Origin of the sequence: Variovorax sp. J31P179, from assembly GCF_030316985.1 — a bacterium.
Classification (GTDB): Bacteria; Pseudomonadota; Gammaproteobacteria; order Burkholderiales; family Burkholderiaceae_C; genus Variovorax; species Variovorax ginsengisoli_B.
This window is the reverse complement of sequence record NZ_JASZYL010000001.1, coordinates 319,227-336,664: the sequence shown is the minus strand read 5'-3', so window position 1 is coordinate 336,664 and position 17,438 is coordinate 319,227. Positions and strand designations below refer to the sequence as shown.

Annotated in this window: 10 protein-coding genes; 9 read left to right on the top strand and 1 reads right to left on the bottom strand. The window is 68.1% G+C overall.

Annotated features, from left to right (window positions below):
* Positions 1-14: 14 nt before the first annotated feature.
* From QTI17_RS01655 to QTI17_RS01625, 7 genes are all read left to right on the top strand, one after another.
* Positions 15-245: a hypothetical protein gene (locus QTI17_RS01655; RefSeq protein WP_286530630.1), complete on the top strand. Its 231-nt coding sequence runs from the start codon at positions 15-17 to the stop codon at positions 243-245.
* Between the two features lie 213 nt (positions 246-458).
* Positions 459-1,304 carry an STAS domain-containing protein gene (locus tag QTI17_RS01650; protein ID WP_286531308.1) on the top strand — a complete coding sequence of 282 codons (846 nt, stop codon included), beginning with the start codon at positions 459-461 and terminating at the stop codon, positions 1,302-1,304.
* 7 nt (positions 1,305-1,311) lie between these two features.
* Complete coding sequence (locus tag QTI17_RS01645; RefSeq protein WP_286509564.1) at positions 1,312-1,686, top strand: STAS domain-containing protein; 375 nt, start codon at positions 1,312-1,314, stop codon at positions 1,684-1,686.
* Positions 1,676-2,080, top strand: a complete 405-nt coding sequence (locus QTI17_RS01640) for an anti-sigma regulatory factor (RefSeq protein WP_286530629.1) — start codon at positions 1,676-1,678, stop codon at positions 2,078-2,080. Before QTI17_RS01645 ends, QTI17_RS01640 begins: the two co-directional genes overlap by 11 nt.
* Entirely contained in the window at positions 2,071-3,087 is a 1,017-nt protein-coding gene (locus tag QTI17_RS01635; protein WP_286530628.1) for an ATP-binding SpoIIE family protein phosphatase, read from the top strand. The genes QTI17_RS01640 and QTI17_RS01635 overlap by 10 nt, the downstream gene beginning before the upstream one ends.
* A 1-nt stretch (position 3,088) precedes the next feature.
* A complete protein-coding gene (locus tag QTI17_RS01630) occupies positions 3,089-3,982 on the top strand; it encodes a sensor histidine kinase (RefSeq protein WP_286530627.1) in 894 nt (297 codons plus the stop codon).
* Between the two features lie 3 nt (positions 3,983-3,985).
* The gene (locus QTI17_RS01625) at positions 3,986-5,956 is read left to right on the top strand and encodes a hybrid sensor histidine kinase/response regulator (protein ID WP_286530626.1); all 1,971 of its coding nucleotides are present in this window, start codon (positions 3,986-3,988) and stop codon (positions 5,954-5,956) included.
* Here QTI17_RS01625 and QTI17_RS01620 read toward each other — a convergent pair.
* Positions 5,937-8,402, bottom strand: coding sequence for a hybrid sensor histidine kinase/response regulator (locus QTI17_RS01620; protein ID WP_286530625.1), 2,466 nt, complete (start codon positions 8,400-8,402; stop codon positions 5,937-5,939). The two genes, QTI17_RS01625 and QTI17_RS01620, sit on opposite strands and share 20 nt — an antisense overlap.
* A gap of 562 nt (positions 8,403-8,964) precedes the next feature.
* On the opposite strand from QTI17_RS01620, the gene QTI17_RS01615 reads away from it, so the two are divergent.
* Both QTI17_RS01615 and QTI17_RS01610 read left to right on the top strand, forming a co-directional pair.
* A complete protein-coding gene (locus tag QTI17_RS01615) occupies positions 8,965-15,228 on the top strand; it encodes a HAMP domain-containing protein (protein ID WP_503011015.1) in 6,264 nt (2,087 codons plus the stop codon).
* Positions 15,219-17,435 (top strand): response regulator, encoded by a 2,217-nt coding sequence (locus tag QTI17_RS01610; RefSeq protein WP_286530623.1) that lies wholly within the window; start codon positions 15,219-15,221, stop codon positions 17,433-17,435. Before QTI17_RS01615 ends, QTI17_RS01610 begins: the two co-directional genes overlap by 10 nt.
* Positions 17,436-17,438: the final 3 nt, after the last annotated feature.

The window sequence follows — 17,438 nt, the reverse complement described above, 5'->3', positions numbered from 1 at the left end:
TCCGGGGCGCGGCCATGAACGAGACGCAGGCTGGCACCGAGCGCGCGAAGGCGGACAAGCTCCGGCTCAACAACGCGCAGTGGAGGAGGCTGCAGAGCCTGGCCGGCGCCAGCGAAGAAGCGGCCCCCGCCGAAGCCTCCGCGGTGTCGGGTCGCCTGAGTTCCAACGGCCTGGTCGCGACGGATGGCCGCGGATCGGCGTATTTGACGGTCTATGGGCTGATCCGGTTGAGCCAAGGTCGCTAGGCCGACGGGGCGTTCCCGCGGCTGCAGCAGGCGTGGGCGTGCCTCGCTTTGTGTAGGCCTGCGCCGATCGCGGCGTAGTCCATCGTCCAATTCGGTGCGGCGGGCGCGGGAGTCGCTGTCCCAGTGGCTACCATGCCGAACGACCAGCGCGCACTGCGCGAGGCCCTGGGAGGCGACTCGCGCCGACCCGGAAGACAGTTTTGTAAGGAAACCATGAAGAACGATTACGCGCCACTGCTGGGTGCCCTGAGGGACGAGGAAGAACCGATCATCGACGAGTGGATGGCCGAATTGCCCGGCGCCGACGTCGGTGCCCGGCGCGCCGCTCGCGCCGAGGCCTCCGAGCTCCTGCGCAAGCTGCGTGAAAGCCTGCAGGCCGGTGCGGACCCGGAAGGATTCGAGTCGGCCGATTGGGCGTCCGTGCGCGACACGCTTTCCGGCCTGTCGCGCTCCAGGGCCGCACAGGGCCAGACGGCAGAAGCCACCAGCCTCTTCGTGCTGGCGCTCAAGAAGCCGCTTTTCGCTTCCCTGCAGCGACGGCTTGCCGCCCAGCCGGAGGCGTTGGGGCCTGCGCTCTGGTCCTTGTCGACCACGGTCGACAGGCTGGCGCAGCACACCGTGTCGACCTTCCAGCAGGTGCGCGAGGACATCATCCGGCGCCAGCAGGAAGAACTGCTCGAGTTGTCCACCCCGGTCGTGAAGCTGTGGGAGGGCGTGCTGGCCGTGCCCATGATCGGCGTGCTCGACAGCAGCCGCACGCAGATGGTGATGGAGGCGCTGCTGCAACGGATCGTCGAAACCGGTTCGGGCCTCGCGATCATCGACATCACGGGTGTGCCGACCGTCGACACGCTGGTGGCGCAGCACCTGCTGAAGACCGTCACCGCCATCCGCTTGATGGGGGCCGACTGCATCATCAGCGGGATCCGCCCGCAGATCGCACAGACCATCGTGCATCTGGGCATCGACCTGCAGGGCGTCAGCACCAAGGCGACACTGGCCGATGCGCTGTCGCTTGCGCTGCAGAAGACCGGTTGGCGCATCACGCGCGACAAGTAGGACGGACATGGACCGCATCCCGATTCTGCGCATGGGCGAGACCCTGCTGGTGACCATTCAGGTCGACATGCAGGACCAGACTGCCCTGACGCTGCAGGACGACCTGGCCGGCCAGATCGCCAAGACGGGTGCGTCGGGCGTGATGATCGACATCTCGGCGCTCGAGATCGTCGACTCTTTCGTCGGCCGCATGTTGACCAGCATCTCGGGCATCGCCCGCATCCTCTCCGCCACCACGGTGGTCGTCGGCATGCAGCCTGCCGTGGCCATCACGCTCGTCGAACTCGGCCTGTCGCTCGAAGGCGTGCGGACCGCGCTCAACGTCGAGCGCGGCATGGAACTGCTCCAGCGCGCGCGCGAGGAGAGTTCCCTTGGCCATTGAACGCGCCGGTACGCTGCCGCTGCAGTCGGAGCACAACATCGTCGCCAGCCGGCAGATGGTGCGCGCGCTGTGCCAAGAGCTCAAGCTGACGCTGGTCGACCAGACCAAGATGATCACCGCGGCCAGCGAACTGTCGCGCAACACCCTGATCCACGGGGGCGGCGGCACGATGCGATGGGAGTTCATCGAGAAGAACGGCCGACCCGGGCTGCAACTGGTCTTCGAGGACCAGGGGCCGGGCATCGCCGACATCGCGCTGGCGCTGACCGACGGCTGGACCAGCGGCACCGGCATGGGCCTCGGACTTCCGGGCAGCAAGCGGCTGGTGAACGATTTCGATCTTCAGTCCGAACCTGGCGCGGGAACGCGCGTGAGTATCACCAAGTGGAAGTAGTCACCGGCTGGACCCACAAGTCCTTCCCGGTCGAAGATGCGAGCCGGGTGGGCGAGGCAAGGCGCCATGCGGCACAGCTGGCGGCCGGATTGGCGTTTTCCGAAGTGGACGCGGGCAGGCTGGCATTGGTTGTGACCGAATTGGGCACCAACCTCCATCGTCACGCGCGCAAGGGCCGCCTGCTGGTCGCCGCGCGCCCGCACGCCCGGGACGTCGAGGTCGTGGCTATCGACGAGGGGCCGGGCATCGTGAACCTTCACCTGTCGATGCAGGACGGCCAATCGTCCGGGCGCACGCCCGGCACCGGCCTGGGCGCGATCCGCCGCCTGGCCGACGATTTCGATATTCATTCATCGGTTCCCGACGGCACGGTGAGCGTGGCGCGGGTCCGCGGGTCGGATGCGCCGCAGGGCCCGGCAGCCTCGGTCCGGATCGGCGCCGTTTGCCTGCCCGCGCCCGGTGAGGCCGTGTGCGGCGACGCCTGGACGGCGGGCCGCCTGGGCGCCCGATTCAGCCTGATGGTCGCCGACGGCCTCGGCCACGGCCCCGAAGCCGCCAAGGCGTCGCTGGCCGCCAGCGCTGCCTTCGCTCGCCATCCATCGGCGGCGCCGCGCGAACAGGTCCAGCAGACCCACCAGGCACTGCAGACGACGCGGGGTGCGGCCATCTGCGCCCTGGCCATCGACGGCGAGACCTCGAGGTTGTCATACTCCGGGGCGGGAAACGTGGTGGGACGGGTGCTGTCCGGCGTGTTCGACAAATCGATCATCACGCAGCATGGCACCGCTGGCCTCCAGATCCGGCGTCCGGAGGAAACCGCGATGGAATTGCCAGCCCACGCTCTCGTGATCGTTCACAGCGACGGCATCGACACGCGCTGGCGCGCCGACCGGATCCTTCCTGTGATGCAGAAGGACCCGACCCTGGCGGCTGCCATTCTGCTGCGCGACCACACCAGACATCGCGACGATGCCACCGTCGTGGTGCTGCGCCGGGAGGACCAGTGACATGACGACACCCGAATCCGACCCGGCCGATGGCGCGACCCTCGAGGACTGTCGACGGGCGCTGGCAGCGAGCCGCCAGGACGCGGACGAACTGCGCGCCGAGCTCGAGGAAACCAACCGCGGCGTGGTGGCGCTCTATGCCGAACTCGATGCCCAAGCCGAGCAACTCCAGCGGGCCACGGAACTCAAGAGCCGCTTCCTCGCCTACATGAGCCATGAATTCCGCACGCCGATCAGCGCGATCCGGAGCATCACGCGCTTGTTGAGCGACCGGGTCGATGGCCCGCTGACCCCGGAGCAGGAGCGCCAGGTCGGCTTCATCGAGTCCAGTGCGGCCGAGTTCGCCGAGATGGTCGACGATCTGCTGGACCTGGCCAAGATCGAGGCCGGCCGCGTCGAGATCTCTCCTGCCTGGTTCGAGATGGTCGACCTGTTCTCCGCACTGCGGGGCATGTTCAAGCCGGTGCTCACGAACCCCGACACCGCGCTCATCTTCGAGGAGCCACACGAGCTGCCGCGGCTCTTCACCGACGACCGCAAGCTGTCCCAGATCCTGCGCAACTTCATTGCCAATGCGCTCAAGTTCACGCCGCGCGGTGAAGTGCGCGTATCGGCGGCGCAGGTCGAAGGCGACTTCATCCGCTTCTCGGTGGCCGATACCGGCATCGGCATCGCACCGGAGCATCATGCGGCGGTGTTCGACGACTTCTCGCAGGTCGACTCGCCGGTGCAGAAGCGCCTGCGAGGCACCGGCCTCGGGCTGTCGCTGAGCAAGCAGTTCGCCGAGCTGCTCGGCGGGCGGGTGGAAATCGCCAGTGAACTCGGCAGGGGCTCCGTGTTCTCGGTGACCCTGCCCGTGCAGTTGAACGGATCGATGCTGCCCCCGAAGGGCTGAACCGTGGTCACCGACGTGATAAACACCACCATCGACCGCAGCCGCCACACGGTGCTGGTGGTCGACGACAACCCCACGACGCGCTACTCGACGGCGCGCCTGATCCGCGCCGCGGGCTTCCAGACCAGCGAAGCGAGTACCGGGGGCGAGGCGCTTGCACTCGCGGCGAGCCAGGTGTCGGCCGTCGTGCTGGATGTGCACCTGCCCGACATCGACGGCTTCGAGGTCTGCCGACGGATCCGCGCCGACCGGGCCACGGCGACGCTGCCGGTCATTCACCTTTCCGGCGCCTTCGTGCGCAACGAGGACAAGGTGACCGGCCTGGATGCCGGCGCCGACGCCTACCTGGTGCATCCGGTCGAGCCGGCGGTGCTGATCGCCACGCTGCAGGCGCTGATTCGCGCCCGCATGGCCGAGGATCGGCTTCGCAGCAGCGAATCACGCTTCCGGGCGATCTACACGCAGGCGCCCACCGGCATGGCGCTGATCGACGACGCCGGGCGGTTCGTCGATGTCAATCCCGCCATGGTCGCGATGCTGGGGCGTGCGCAGGACCAGGTGGTCGGGCAGGCGGTGGCCGCGTTCGCGCCTGACGACTGGACCGATGCCGTGAGCGAAAGGACCGTGATGGCGGGCGAGGGCGCCGCCTCCTGGCAGTCGGAATTTCCGCTGCACCGGCAAGACGGCAGCCTGGTGCGCCTCGAATGGACGATGTCGGCACCGATCGAGCCGGGGCTTCGCATCGGCATCGCTCTGGACGTTTCCGAACGCTTCGAGCTCGAGGCGCGCCGCCTCGAAGTCCTCGAGCGCGAGCAGGCGGCGCGGGCATCCGCCGAGCGGCACAGCCGGACCAAGGACGACTTCGTCGCCGTGCTTTCGCACGAACTGCGGAATCCGCTCAACGCCATCGGCGGCTGGGTTCACGTGCTGAAGACGGGCAATCGTTCGCCGGACCTGGTCGAGAAGGGACTCACTGCGATCGACCGCAGCGTCAAGGCCCAGGCACGGCTCATTTCGGACATTCTCGACGTCTCCCGCATCAGTTCCGGCAAGCTCCGGCTTCACCCCGAATGGAGCGAACCGCGCGCGCTGGTCGCCTCGTCGATCGAAGCGCTCAGCGTTGCGATCGCCGCCAAGCACCTTCGTGTCCAGTTCGAGCACGAGGAGGCCGAGCAGCCCGCCTGGCTCGATCCGACCCGCTTCCAGCAGATCGTGTGGAACCTGCTTTCGAACGCCGTCAAGTTCTCGAATGAAGGCGGCTTGATTCGCATCGGCCTGGCGCGCGAGGCCGATCGCCTGGCACTGTCCGTGCAGGACTGCGGCCGCGGCATCGACCCCGAATTCGTGGCCCATCTGTTCGACCGCTTCACGCAGAGCGATTCGCCGGACAACCGGTTGCACGGCGGGCTCGGGCTGGGCCTGTCGATCGTCAAGAACCTGGCGGAGCTGCACGGCGGCGGTGTCACCGCCGAGAGCGCAGGTGCCGGCGCGGGGGCCACGCTGCGTGTCGAGCTGGTGGTGGTGCCCGCCGACGGGTCTTCCCTGGTCCTGACGGAGCCCCAGGAGCCGCGGCCCTCGCCCGCCTCCGATCGCGCGCTGGGCGGCCTGGATGTGCTCGTGGTCGAGGACAACGAGGACGCCAGCGCCATGCTGACCCTGGTCCTCGGAGACGCCGGCGCGCATGTCCGGCTGGCGTCCACGTTCGATGAAGCCATGCGGCTGATCGAGGCCCATTGGCCCGATGTGCTGGTGAGCGACATCGGCCTGCCGGGCCGGGATGGCTACGAGCTCATCCGCCTAACCCGGCAGCACGGCGCGTCGCATGGCATGCCGCGCCTGTTCGCCGTGGCGTTGACGGCCTTTGCGCGGCCCCAGGACCGCACCAAGGCGATCGAGGCCGGCTTCGACGCGCACCTCGGAAAGCCCCTGCAGCCGCATGTCCTGATGAACATCATCAGCGGGAGGACGGGCTAGCCGATTCGAGCAGCGCGGCCAGCGCGCCGAGCTCCACGGGCTTGACGAGATGGTGGTCGAAGCCCGCCTTGCGCGTCGCTTCGCGATCGTTGTCGTTTCCCCACCCGGTCTGCGCGACAAGCAGCACTTCGTGCCCCCAGGGGGTCGCCCGAATTCGACGGCACACCTCGTAGCCGTCCATCCCCGGCATTCCCAGATCGAGCAAGACGATGTCGGGTCGGGTGGCTTCGACCTTTCGCAAGGCCGCCTCACCGCCGTAGGCCACCTCGACCTCATGGCCCAGTGCCTGCACGGCAAGCGCCAGGCTGTCGGCACTGTCGCGCATGTCGTCGACCACCAGGACGCGACAACCCGCTGCCGCGGAGGATTCTCCGGCGCCGGTGGCGTCCGGGTTCGCCCCGACTTCCATGGCGGCCAGCGGCAGGCGGACTTCGAACCGGCTTCCCTTGCCCAGGCCTTCGCTGGAGGCCGCGATGGTCCCGCCGTGCATTTCCACCAGGGCCTTCGCCAGGGCCAGGCCGATGCCCTGCCCACCTTGGGCCCGGGCCAATGACGATTCCACCTGGCCGAACATTTCGAAGATTCGTTCACCGTGATGCGACTCGATGCCGATCCCGGTGTCGGTCACGCTGACCAGAGCCTGCTGACCCTCGCGCTCGAGGGTCAGCGCGATGGCGCCGCCTCGCGGCGTGTACTTGGCTGCATTGATGAGGATGTTCGAGAAGACCTGTGCCAGTCGCGTCAGGTCGCCTTCGAGTTCGATGGGCCGGGCCGGAATGTGCAAGGCAAACGAGTGGCCGCCGGCATCGATCACCGGCCTGGCGATCTCGATCGCCCGGTCGATCGCCGTCGCCAGTTGGAGCGGCTGCATGCGCAGGCGCAGATGGCCGTGATTCAGGCGGGAGGCGTCGAGCAGGTCATCGAGGAGATGCGCCATCTGGCTCACCTGCCGGTCGATGACGTCATGGCACCAAGCCGAGGTCGCATCGGCACCACCGATCTTGCGCAACACGGCGATGGCATTTCGGATCGGCGCCAGCGGGTTGCGCAGTTCATGCGCCAGCATCGCGATGAAGCGATCTTTCTGCCGGTCCGCGTCCTGGAGTCGGGTCTCGACCAGCTTGCGCTCGGTGATGTCCATCGTGACGCCGAAGATGCGTGCCGGTCGGCCACCGGCGTCGTATTCGACGTGGCCGCGGTGGCCCAGCCAGGCTTGCGTGCCATCGGGCCGCAGGATGCGGAACTCATGCACGAAGGGCCGATGGCCCTCGATGGCCTCTGCGCGGCGCCGAATGAAGTCCTCCCGATCGTCCGGGTGAAGCAAGGCCAGGACGTGGGCGGGTGTCGGCACGAAATCCTGTTCGCTGACACCGAACAGCCGGTAGGTTTGCACCGACCACCACAGGACGTTGTCCCGCATGTCCATGTCGTAGGCGCCCATGCGCCCCGCGCCCAGCGCGAGTTCGAGGCGCTGATGCTCGATCAGCAGGCGCTCTTCGGCCCGCTTGCGTTCGGTCGCGTCGGCCATGATGCTGACGAGGCGATGGGCCCGGCCGTCCGGCATCCTGGAAATGACCATCCCGCGGCCCTCCAGCCACAGCTTCGATCCGTCGGCCCGCACGATCCAGTACTCCGCCGGGAAGGAGTCTTGCCGATCCGCCAACTCGCGGAATCCGGCGGCGAGATGGCGGTGGTCCGGATGCAGCGCGGCCACGTATTCATCGTCGGGGCCACCCACGTGGCCTCGCCCGTCCGGCAGGCTGAGCCCGAAGAGCGCCATGCCCTCCGGGGTCCAGGACCTGGTCAGCGTCTGGTAGTCGGTCTCCCAGGCCCCCATCCCACCCGCATGCAGGGCCGACCGGAAGCGCATCTCGCTCTCGTGAAGAGCGGCCAACCGGTCTCGCTCGGACGCCAGCTCCCGGGCCGCCAGAACCTGTTGCGTGGTCTCGGTGCATTGCACCAGGACGCCGCCGATGCCACCCGGTGCGCGCTCGTCGTCGATCGGACTGTAGCTGTAGGTCCAGTAGACATCCTCACGCCGGCCATGCCGGGTGATCGGGACCAGATGATCGACATGCCAGGTCGCCCCGCCTCCGCTCAGGACCTGTTCGATCTGCGGGAATATCACTTCCCAGATCTCGGCCCAGACTTCGCGCGCGGGGCGTCCCAGCGAGCCGGGGTGGCGCTCGGGACCGATCGATTCCCGATAGGCGTCGTTGTAGAGGCAAGTCAACTCGGGGCCCCACCACACGTACATCGGATGCCCGGTGTTGAGCATGAGGCGAACGACGGTGCGCAGGGACTGCGGCCACAGCGCCGGGTCGCCGAGGGAGGAGGCTGACCAGTCATGGGCCCGTATCAGGCTGGCCATCTCGCCCTTCCCTGCCATGAACGCCTGGCCGGTGTTCTGCGCAGTGGTGGCGTCCGGGCGTGCGGGTGCTGGCATGGTCATGGTCGACTGGGTTCCACCGTTCAGCGGTGTTCAGGTGGCTGGAGGCGCGAGGCGTGAAAAGGCGCTGGAACGAGTCTAGGGCAATGCGGCGGGCCATGGGCACTGCTGGCAAGTCGCGGGCTGCGCGAGTCGAGCGCGCTCTGTTGTAGGAATGGACCGCGTGGCGAGACTGCCGCCCCGCCTACGCGGGAGGTGTTCGCGCAGCGGTCAAATACTGCGCATTGCGTGTTCGCACTGTCGCTGTGAACGGGGGGAGCCATGCACGGGTCGAATGCTTCGAAAAATAAGATGCGAGATGTCGAGACCCGAACGCCGCAGCCAGCCGAATTTCCGGAGGAGGGAAATTTCCTGCTGGAAGACGACCATGTGGTCCGAGGAACTCCGATCCAGCGCCCATGCTGGTCGAGGCCCTGTTACAAATCTGGGCCGAGGCCTACACTTCCCCGCCAGCCGCTGCAAGTCACCTTGGTCGAACCACGAGGCACAAATGAAAGTCCTGGAACACGCCCCTGTCGCGGACAGCGCCAACGACGAAATGGCCGTCCTGCTCGATGCGATGACACGCCTTCGAAAGGGCGATGCCAAGGTCCGGCTTCCAGCCCAGTGGGTGGGACTGCCCGGGAAGGTCGCCGACATCTTCAATGAACTGGTCGAGCAGAACGCCACGCTCGCTTCCGAGCTGGTGCGGCTGCGGCAGGTCGTGGGCAAGGAGGGCAAGCTCAAGCAGCGGGCCGTGATGACCGAGACCCGCGGCTTCTGGGGCGAGTCGATCGCCTGCGTCAATTCGCTCATCGACGACCTGGTGCATCCGACCAGCGAGGTCGCCCGCGTGATCGGGGCCGTGGCGCAGGGGGACCTGTCGAAGAGCATGGCGCTCGAGGTGGAAGGGCGCGAACTGGAGGGCGAGTTCCTGCGCACCGCCAGGACCATCAACAAGATGGTCGAGCAGCTGGGCAACTTTTCCGCCGAGGTGACCCGCGTGGCGCGCGAGGTCGGGACCGAAGGCAAGCTGGGCGGCCAGGCCAAGGTCAAGGGCGTGGCGGGCACCTGGAAGGACCTGACGGACTCGGTCAACTCCATGGCCGGCAACCTGACGGACCAGGTGCGCAACATCGCCGACGTGACCACGGCGGTCGCCAAGGGCGACCTGTCGAAGAAGATCGACGTCGACGTGAAGGGCGAGTTCCTGACGCTCAAGAACACCATCAACACGATGGTCGACCAGCTGCGCTCCTTTGCTTCGGAGGTGACCCGGGTGGCGCGCGAGGTCGGCACCGAAGGTTCGCTCGGCGGCCAGGCGCGGGTGGAAGGCGTGTCCGGCACCTGGAAGGACCTGACCGATTCGGTCAACTCGATGGCCGGCAACCTGACGAGCCAGGTGCGCAACATCGCCGACGTGACCAAGGCGGTGGCGGCCGGCGACCTGTCGAAGAAGATCACGGTCGATGGCAAGGGCGAGATCCTGGAACTCAAGAACACGGTCAACACGCTGGTCGACCAGCTGCGCTCGTTCGCGGCCGAAGTGACCCGCGTGGCGCGCGAGGTCGGCACCGAGGGCAAGCTGGGCGGCCAGGCCGACGTGCAGGGCGTGGCCGGGACCTGGAAGGACTTGACGGAGTCGGTCAACTTCATGGCCGGCAACCTGACCTCGCAGGTGCGCAACATCGCCGAGGTGACGACCGCGGTGGCCGCCGGCGACCTGTCGAAGAAGATCACGGTCGACGTCAAGGGCGAGATCTCCGAGCTCAAGAACACGATCAACACGATGGTCGACCAGCTGCGCTCCTTCGCCGCCGAGGTGACGCGCGTGGCGCGCGAGGTCGGCACCGAGGGCAAGCTCGGCGGCCAGGCCGACGTGCAGGGCGTGGCCGGGACCTGGAAGGACCTGACGGACTCGGTCAACTCGATGGCGTCGAACCTCACCTCGCAGGTGCGCAACATCGCCGACGTGACCAAGGCGGTGGCCGCCGGCGACCTGTCGAAGAAGATCACGGTGGACGTGAAGGGCGAGATCCTGGAGCTGAAGGCCACCATCAACACCATGGTCGACCAGCTGTCCTCGTTCGCGGACGAGGTGACCCGTGTCGCACGCGAAGTCGGCACCGAAGGGCGGCTCGGCGGCCAGGCCGAAGTCAAGGGCGTGGCCGGCACCTGGCGCGACCTGACGGAATCGGTCAACTCGATGGCCGGCAATCTCACCAGCCAGGTGCGCAACATCGCCGACGTGACCAAGGCGGTGGCGGCCGGCGACCTGTCGAAGAAGATCACGGTCGACGTCAAGGGCGAGATCCTGGAACTCAAGGCGACCATCAACACCATGGTCGACCAGCTGCGCTCGTTCGCCGCCGAGGTGACGCGGGTGGCGCGCGAGGTCGGCACCGAGGGCAAGCTGGGCGGCCAGGCCGACGTGCAGGGCGTGGCGGGCACCTGGAAGGACCTGACGGAGTCGGTCAACTTCATGGCCGGCAACCTGACCTCGCAGGTGCGCAACATCGCCTATGTGACCAAGGCGGTGGCGGCCGGCGACCTGTCGAAGAAGATCTCGGTCGACACCAAGGGCGAGATCCTCGAACTCACCAACACCATCAACACGATGGTCGACCAGCTGTCGTCCTTTGCCGCGGAAGTCACGCGGGTGGCGCGCGAAGTGGGCACCGAAGGCAAGCTGGGCGGCCAGGCCGACGTGCAGGGCGTGGCGGGCACCTGGAAGGACCTCACCGAGTCGGTCAATTCGATGGCGTCGAACCTCACTTCGCAGGTGCGCAACATCGCCGACGTGACCAAGGCGGTGGCGGCGGGCGACCTGTCGAAGAAGATCACGGTCGACGTCAAGGGCGAGATCCTGGAGCTGAAGAACACGGTCAACACCATGGTCGACCAGCTGCGCTCCTTCGCGGCCGAAGTGACCCGCGTGGCCCGGGAGGTCGGCACCGAGGGCATCCTGGGCGGCCAGGCCGACGTGCAGGGCGTGGCCGGCACCTGGAAGGACCTCACGGAGTCGGTCAACTTCATGGCCGGCAACCTGACCTCGCAGGTGCGCAACATCGCCGAGGTGACGACCGCGGTGGCCGCCGGCGACCTGTCGAAGAAGATCACGGTCGACGTCAAGGGCGAGATCTCCGAGCTCAAGAACACGGTCAACACCATGGTCGACCAGCTGCGCTCCTTCGCCGCCGAGGTGACGCGGGTGGCGCTGGAGGTGGGCACCGAGGGCATCCTGGGCGGCCAGGCCGACGTGCAGGGCGTCGCCGGCACCTGGAAGGACCTGACCGACTCGGTCAACCTGATGGCGTCGAACCTGACCTCGCAGGTGCGCAACATCGCCGACGTGACCAAGGCGGTGGCCGCGGGGGACCTGTCCGAGAAGATCACGGTCGACGTCAAGGGCGAGATCCTCGAACTCAAGGCGACGATCAACACCATGGTCGACCAGCTGTCCTCCTTCGCCGCGGAAGTCACGCGCGTGGCGCGCGAGGTCGGCACCGAAGGCCGGCTGGGCGGACAGGCCCAGGTGCGCGATGTGTCGGGCACCTGGAAGGACCTGACCGAGAACGTCAACTTCATGGCGGGCAACCTGACGGGGCAGGTGCGCGGCATCGCCAAGGTGGTGACGGCGGTCGCCAACGGCGACCTCAAGCAGAAGCTCACGGTGGAGGCCAAGGGCGAGATCGCCGCGCTGGCCGAGACCATCAACAGCATGACCGACACGCTGGCCACCTTCGCCGACCAGGTGACCAGCGTGGCGCGCGAGGTGGGGGTCGAGGGCAAGCTCGGCGGCCAGGCCAAGGTGCCTGGCGCCGCCGGCACCTGGAAGGGGCTGACCGAGAACGTCAATCAGCTCGCGGCCAACCTGACGACGCAGGTGCGCGCGATCGCCGAGGTGGCGACCGCGGTGACCCAGGGCGACCTGACGCGCTCGATCACGGTCGAGGCCCAGGGGGAAGTGGCGGCGCTCAAGGACACCATCAACGAGATGATCCGCAACCTGAAGGACACGACGCAGAAGAACACCGAGCAGGATTGGCTGAAGACCAACCTGGCCAAGTTCAGCCGCATGCTGCAGGGCCAGAAGGACCTGCTGACGGTGGGCCAGCTGATCCTGTCGGAGCTCGCGCCCGTCGTCGGCGCGCAGCAGGCCGAGTTCTACCTGCTGACCTCCTCGGGCGGCGCGCCGAAGCTCAGGCTCTTCGCCAGCTACGCCTCGGGCGGCCACGCCGCGCACGGCAAGGAAATCGACCTGGGGCAGGGCCTGGTCGGGCAATGCGCGATCGAGAAGTCGAAGATCCTGCTGACCAACGTGCCGAGCACGGCCTTCAAGGTGGCCACCGGGCTGAGCGAAGGCGCGGCGATGGACGTGATCGTGCTGCCGGTGGTGTTCGAGGACGAGGTGCGGGGGGTGCTCGAACTGGCGTCGCTCGAGCGCTTCAACCCGTCGCACCAGGCCTTCCTCGACCAGCTGACCGAATCGATCGGCATCGTGATCAACACGATCTCGGCCAACATGCGCACCGAGGACCTGCTGACCCAGTCGCAGTCGCTCGCCGAGGAACTCCAGAATCGCCAGCAGGAACTGCAGCAGACCAACGAGGCGCTGCAGGAGAAGGCCCGGCTGCTGGTGCACCAGAACCAGGAAGTCGAGAGCAAGAACCAGGAGGTCGAGCAGGCCCGCCAGGCGCTCGAGGAGAAGGCCGAGCAGCTGGCGCTGACCTCCAAGTACAAGTCGGAGTTCCTGGCCAACATGTCGCACGAGCTGCGCACGCCGCTGAACAGCCTGCTGATCCTGTCGGACCAGCTCTGCAAGAACGCGGAAGGCAACCTGACGGAGCGGCAGGTGGAGTTCGCCAAGACGATCCACCTTTCGGGCAACGACCTGCTGATGCTGATCAACGACATCCTCGACCTGTCGAAGATCGAATCGGGAACGGTTGCCGTCGAGGTGAGCGAACTGCGGATCGACGACCTGCAGCGCTCGGTCGAGCGCAGCTTCCGCCACGTGGCGGAGGCCAAGCACGTGGGCTTCGGCATCCAGTTGGGAGATACGCTCCCCGAGGCGATCGTCACCGACGTCAAGCGCCTGCAGCAGATCATCAAGAACCTGCTCTCCAACGCCTTCAAGTTCACCCACCACGGGTCGGTGGGGCTCTCGGTCGGCGTCGTCCAAGGCGGCTGGTCGCGCGACCGCGAGGAGCTCAACCGGGCGAGCCAGGTGATCGCCTTCGCCGTCTCCGACACCGGCATCGGCATCCCCGCGGACAAGCAGCAGATCGTCTTCGAAGCCTTCCAGCAGGCCGATGGCTCGACCTCGCGCAAGTACGGCGGCACCGGTCTCGGCCTGGCGATCAGCCGCGAACTGGCGCGGCTCCTGGGCGGCGAGATTCGCCTCTCGAGCGTTCCGGCGCAGGGCAGCACGTTCACGCTGTTCCTGCCGCAGAGCTTCAGCCCGGCGCGAGGGCGCGGCGTCCGTGCCGGCGGCGTCGACCTGCCGGCACCCCTGCCGACGCCGAGGACCCGTCCGGCCTCCGTCGCAGCCACGATCGAGCCCGTCGACGCGCTGGCTGGCGTCGACGCCGCGGGTGCAGAGGCCGCGGCCGCCGAACTGCACGCGCTGAACGTGGCGGGGGACGACCGCGATGCGCTGCTGCCGGGCGACAAGGTGGCGCTGATCGTCGAGAACGAACTGGCCTTCGCGAAGGTGCTGCTGCAGGCCGCCCGTCGCGCCGGGTTCAAGGGACTGGTCAGCTCGACCGGCGCGGTGGCGCTGGCGCTGACCGGCGACCACCGCCCGGCGCTGATCACGCTGGACATCCACCTGCCCGACATGCAGGGCTGGCGCATCCTGGAACGCCTGAAGGCCGACCTGGCGACGCGGCACATCCCGGTGTGCGTGGTGTCGACCGACGATTCGCGCGAGCGCGCCCTGAACTCCGGCGCCGTGGGATTCCTTGCCAAGCCCTTGCAGTCGATGGACCAGGTGGACGCGGCGATGGGGCAGCTGCATCGCTTCGTGTCGACCGGATCGCGCAGGCTGCTGGTGGCCATGCAGGGCTCCGACGCGCGGGCGGCGCTGGTGGAGGCCTTCGACGGTTCCGAGGTGACGATCTCGCTGGCCGAATCGAGGGAGGCCCTCGCCCGCGAGATCGCCCAGGGGCCGGTGGACTGCCTCGTCACGGACGGGTCGGTGCCGGGCTTCAGCCCGGCGGACCTGGCCGAGGCGGTCGAGGGAAGGGCGCCGGTGCATCAGCTTCCGGTGATCGTCTTCGACCGGCCCGGCGCCGGCTCGCGGTCGGCCGCGTGGACCCGCGGCCTCGACGGCGCGGCATGGCGCAGCGTGAGCAGCACGGACGCGTTGATCGACAGCAGCGCGTTCTTCCTGCATCGCGCCTTCGCGCTGATGTCGGACCCTGAGCGCCGTGCCGTCGAGGCCGCGAACGACGCCGCCTGCTCGCTGGCGGGCCGCAAGGTGCTGATCGTGGACGACGACATGCGCAACATCTTCGCGCTGGCCACCGTGCTCGACCAGCAGGGCATGGCCATCGTGACGGCGGAGAACGGCCGCGACGCGATCCGGCTGGTGCAGGAGGACGAGGACATCGACATCGTCCTGATGGACATCATGATGCCGGAGATGGACGGCATGCAGACCATGCGCGAGCTGCGCCGCCTGCCGCGCGGCAAGCAGCTGCCCTTGGTGGCGGTGACCGCCAAGGCCATGAAGGGCGATCGCGAGAAGTGCATCGAGGCCGGGGCGTGGGACTATTTGTCGAAGCCGGTCGACACCAACCACCTGCTGGTCGTCCTGCGGGGCTGGCTGTGCAGCTAGCACCGAAGAACGGCCCGGCGCCGCAGGGAGACACGCCCGGCGGCGAGCGCGCCAACATCCTGATCGTCGACGACCTGCCGGAAAAGCTGCTCGTCTTCCGGACGGTCCTCGAGGAGCTGGGCCAGAACCTGGTGATGGTGCGTTCGGGCGCGGATGCGCTGCGCGAGATCCTCCAGCGCGAGTTCGCAGTGATCATGCTCGACGTGAACATGCCCGGCATGGATGGCTTCGAGACCGCCACGCTGATCCGCAACCACCGGCGCAGCGCCCACACGCCGATCATCTTCATCACCTCGTACGCGGACGAGATCCAGACCGCCCGCGGCTATTCGCTCGGTGCGGTCGACTACATCCTCTCGCCGGTCGTGCCGGAGATCCTGCGCAGCAAGGTCGGCGTGTTCGTGTCGCTCTACCTGATGCAGCGCCAGGTCGAGCGGCAGGCCGATGCGCGGGCGGCGATGATGGCCTCGGACGCCGCCCGCCGCCTGGCCGAGGAGAACGACCGGCGCTCCGCCTTCCTGGCCGGTGCGAGCCAGGCGCTCAACCGCTCCCTGGACATCCAGGTGGCGATGCAGGAGCTGGTCGCCCTGCTGGTGCCGGAGCGGGCCGCGGCGGCGCTGGTCTGGATCGCGGACCCCGAACTCGGCCGAGGCTCGTTCGCGATCGCGGCCCGCACCGCGGGCGGCGGGTCCGCGACGGTCGCGTTCGGCGCCGACCTGGCGCCGGCCGATGCGGTCATGGCCGCGCTGCAGGAAGCCGCGACCTCGCGCCGCGTGGCCTGGGTGGCGGACGCGGCGATGCCGCTGCGCCCGGGCGCACTCGGGCATCCCGACGGCGATCTCGGCGAAGCCGCCCTGGCGTCCGTCGCCGCCGTCCCCTTGCTCTTCGGAGAGCGCGTGCCGGGCGTCCTGCTGGTGGCGTCGCCCGATGACGGCGCCTGGATGCGGGAGGCCGACCTGACCCTGGTGCACGAGGTGGCGACGCGGGCCGGGGCGGCGTTCGAGAACGCGCGGCTCTATCGCAACCTCCAGCACGAGATCGTCGAGCGCCAGGCGGCGCAGCAGGAGCTGCAGCAGGCGAGCCAGCGGAAGGACGAGTTTCTCGCCATGCTGTCCCACGAGCTGCGCAATCCGCTGGCTTCGGTCCACACGGCCATCGAAATCATCCGGCGGGTGGCAGACAAGCATCCCAAGGTGACATGGGCGCTGGACCTGGCGGGTCGCCAGCTGCGCCAGATCACGCGTCTCATGGAGGAACTGCTGGACGTCACGCGCATCAGCCAGGGGAAGATCACGCTCAAGTGCGATCCGGTCGACCTGAGGGTGGTCGTGGCGCACAGCATCGAGACCGTGCATCAGCTGCTGGAGAGCCGGCGCCAGGTGCTCGGCGTGGCGATGCCGGAAGCCCCGATCTGGATGGATGCGGATGGCGCGAGGCTCACGCAGGTCATTGCCAACCTTCTTCACAACGCCGCGAAGTACAGCCCGGAGTCGACGCCGATCGACCTGCGGGTGGTGGTCGAAGACGAACGCGTCGAGATCACGGTGCGGGACGAAGGCATGGGCATCGATGAAGAGCTGCTGCCGCGCATCTTCGACCTCTTCGCGCAGGGCAAGCGCGGCCTGGATCGTTCGCAAGGCGGCCTGGGCGTCGGACTGACGTTGGCCCGGCGGCTGACCGAGATGCACGGAGGCCGCATCGAGGTGCACAGCCGCGGCCGCAACCTCGGGTCCGAATTCCGGGTGATGCTGCCCCGCAGGGCGACGGTGCGGGCCAGTGCGCCACCGATGTCCTCGGCGGGTCCCGCGCGAGACTGTCCCCCCGAACGCATCCTGGTGGTGGACGACAACGTCGATGCCGCGCAGACCCTGGCAACGATGCTGGAGATGGAGGGGCACGAGATCCGCACTGCAGCCGATGGGGAAGAGGCCCTGGAGGTCGCAGCGCGGTTTCAGCCCGCGGTCGTGCTGCTGGACATCGGCTTGCCGCGACTGGACGGCTATGAGGTCGCGCGTCGCCTGCGTGCCGGAGGGGGCACCGGCTTGCTGCTGGTCGCACTCACGGGATATGGGCAGTACGAAGACCGGCGGGCGGCGTTGGACGCCGGCTTCGACTGTCATTTCGTCAAGCCGGTCGAAGCGGACAGCCTGCTGGCGAGCATCCGGGCATGGCGAGCCCGCGCCGCCGCCCCGACGCTCGGGGCGTAGGAC

What these genes read in the sequence shown, in the direction of transcription:
- QTI17_RS01655 (WP_286530630.1), top strand. Translation starts at nt 15, where the DNA reads ATGAACGAGACGCAGGCTGGCACCGAGCGCGCGAAGGCGGACAAGCTC.
- QTI17_RS01650 (WP_286531308.1), top strand. Translation starts at nt 459, where the DNA reads ATGAAGAACGATTACGCGCCACTGCTGGGTGCCCTGAGGGACGAGGAA.
- QTI17_RS01645 (WP_286509564.1), top strand. Translation starts at nt 1,312, where the DNA reads ATGGACCGCATCCCGATTCTGCGCATGGGCGAGACCCTGCTGGTGACC.
- QTI17_RS01630 (WP_286530627.1), top strand. Translation starts at nt 3,089, where the DNA reads ATGACGACACCCGAATCCGACCCGGCCGATGGCGCGACCCTCGAGGAC.
- QTI17_RS01620 (WP_286530625.1), bottom strand. Translation starts at nt 8,402, where the DNA reads ATGCCAGCACCCGCACGCCCGGACGCCACCACTGCGCAGAACACCGGC.
- QTI17_RS01615 (WP_503011015.1), top strand. Translation starts at nt 8,965, where the DNA reads ATGACACGCCTTCGAAAGGGCGATGCCAAGGTCCGGCTTCCAGCCCAG.